1 rRNA gene is annotated in these 2,941 nt (G+C 52.9%); it reads right to left on the bottom strand.

Going from position 1 to position 2,941, the window contains the following annotated elements:
* Positions 1-8: 8 nt before the first annotated feature.
* A 23S ribosomal RNA gene (locus ETV65_RS24690) occupies positions 9-2,916 on the bottom strand.
* Positions 2,917-2,941: the final 25 nt, after the last annotated feature.

Raw genomic sequence — 2,941 nt, 5'->3', positions numbered from 1 at the left:
GGTGTTGTAAGGTTAAGCCTCTCGGGTCATTAGTACTGGTTAGCTCAATGCATCGCTGCACTTACACACCCAGCCTATCAACGTCTTAGTCTTAAACGTCCCTTCAGGTGGCTTAAAGCCACAGGGAAGACTCATCTCGAGGCAAGTTTCGCGCTTAGATGCTTTCAGCGCTTATCTTTTCCGCATTTAGCTACCGGGCAATGCCATTGGCATGACAACCCGAACACCAGTGATGCGTCCACTCCGGTCCTCTCGTACTAGGAGCAGCCCCTCTCAATCTTCCAACGCCCACGGCAGATAGGGACCGAACTGTCTCACGACGTTCTAAACCCAGCTCGCGTACCACTTTAAATGGCGAACAGCCATACCCTTGGGACCTACTTCAGCCCCAGGATGTGATGAGCCGACATCGAGGTGCCAAACACCGCCGTCGATATGAACTCTTGGGCGGTATCAGCCTGTTATCCCCGGAGTACCTTTTATCCGTTGAGCGATGGCCCTTCCATTCAGAACCACCGGATCACTATGACCTACTTTCGTACCTGCTCGAGCCGTCACTCTCGCAGTCAAGCTAGCTTATGCCATTGCACTAACCTCACGATGTCCGACCGTGATTAGCTAACCTTCGTGCTCCTCCGTTACTCTTTAGGAGGAGACCGCCCCAGTCAAACTACCCACCAGACACTGTCCTCACCCCAGATAATGGGGCCGAGTTAGAACATCAAACATTAAAGGGTGGTATTTCAAGGTTGGCTCCACGCAGACTGGCGTCCACGCTTCAAAGCCTCCCACCTATCCTACACATCAAGGCTCAATGTTCAGTGTCAAGCTATAGTAAAGGTTCACGGGGTCTTTCCGTCTTGCCGCGGGTACACTGCATCTTCACAGCGAGTTCAATTTCACTGAGTCTCGGGTGGAGACAGCCTGGCCATCATTACGCCATTCGTGCAGGTCGGAACTTACCCGACAAGGAATTTCGCTACCTTAGGACCGTTATAGTTACGGCCGCCGTTTACCGGGGCTTCGATCAAGAGCTTCGCCTTGCGGCTGACCCCATCAATTAACCTTCCGGCACCGGGCAGGCGTCACACCGTATACGTCCACTTTCGTGTTTGCACAGTGCTGTGTTTTTATTAAACAGTTGCAGCCAGCTGGTATCTTCGACTGGCTTCAGCTCCGGGAGCAAGTCCCTTCACCTACGCGCCAGCGTGCCTTCTCCCGAAGTTACGGCACCATTTTGCCTAGTTCCTTCACCCGAGTTCTCTCAAGCGCCTGAGTATTCTCTACCTGACCACCTGTGTCGGTTTGGGGTACGATTTCGTGTTACCTGGAGCTTAGAGGCTTTTCCTGGAAGCATGGCATCAGCTACTTCACCACCGTAGTGGCTCGTTATCACGCCTCAGGGTTAGTATGTAACCGGATTTACCAGGTCACACCCCCTACACGCTTGAACCGGGACAACCGTCGCCCGGCCAGCCTAGCCTTCTCCGTCCCCCCTTCGCAGTAACACCAAGTGCTGGAATATTAACCAGCTTCCCATCGACTACGCTTTTCAGCCTCGCCTTAGGGGTCGACTCACCCTGCCCCGATTAACGTTGGACAGGAACCCTTGGTCTTCCGGCGTGCGGGTTTTTCACCCGCATTATCGTTACTTATGTCAGCATTCGCACTTCTGATACCTCCAGCAAACCTCACAGTTCACCTTCGACGGCTTACAGAACGCTCCCCTACCCAACAACGCCTAAGCGTCGCTGCCGCAGCTTCGGTGCATGGTTTAGCCCCGTTACATCTTCCGCGCAGGCCGACTCGACCAGTGAGCTATTACGCTTTCTTTAAATGATGGCTGCTTCTAAGCCAACATCCTGGCTGTCTATGCCTTCCCACATCGTTTCCCACTTAACCATGACTTTGGGACCTTAGCTGGCGGTCTGGGTTGTTTCCCTCTTCACGACGGACGTTAGCACCCGCCGTGTGTCTCCCGTGATAACATTCTTCGGTATTCGTAGTTTGCATCGAGTTGGTAAGCCGGGATGGCCCCCTAGTCGAAACAGTGCTCTACCCCCGAAGATGAGTTCACGAGGCGCTACCTAAATAGCTTTCGGGGAGAACCAGCTATCTCCCGGTTTGATTGGCCTTTCACCCCCAGCCACAAGTCATCCGCTAATTTTTCAACATTAGTCGGTTCGGTCCTCCAGTTAGTGTTACCCAACCTTCAACCTGCCCATGGCTAGATCACCGGGTTTCGGGTCTATACCTTGCAACTTGACGCCCAGTTAAGACTCGGTTTCCCTACGGCTCCCCTATTCGGTTAACCTTGCTACAAAATATAAGTCGCTGACCCATTATACAAAAGGTACGCAGTCACCTAACAAGTAGGCTCCCACTGCTTGTACGTACACGGTTTCAGGTTCTATTTCACTCCCCTCGCCGGGGTTCTTTTCGCCTTTCCCTCACGGTACTGGTTCACTATCGGTCAGTCAGGAGTATTTAGCCTTGGAGGATGGTCCCCCCATATTCAGACAGGATGTCACGTGTCCCGCCCTACTCATCGAACTCACAATCTGTGCATTTTTGTGTACGGGACTATCACCCTGTACCGTGCGACTTTCCAGACGCTTCCACTAACACACAAACTGATTCAGGTTCTGGGCTCTTCCCCGTTCGCTCGCCGCTACTGGGGGAATCTCGGTTGATTTCTTTTCCTCGGGGTACTTAGATGTTTCAGTTCCCCCGGTTCGCCTCGTTAGACTATGTATTCATCTAACGATAATGTGCCGGAGCACACTGGGTTTCCCCATTCGGGTATCGTCGGGTATAACGGTTCATATCACCTTACCGACGCTTTTCGCAGATTAGCACGCCCTTCATCGCCTCTGACTGCCTAGGCATCCACCGTGTACGCTTAGTCGCTTAACCTCACAACCCGAAGGTGTTTCCACCG

The organism is Rahnella sp. RFA10(1/100), assembly GCF_004195115.1.
Lineage (GTDB): Bacteria > Pseudomonadota > Gammaproteobacteria > Enterobacterales > Enterobacteriaceae > Rahnella > Rahnella perminowiae.
Note: the sequence above shows the minus strand (reverse complement) of the source record. Positions and strands in the feature narration are given on the sequence as shown.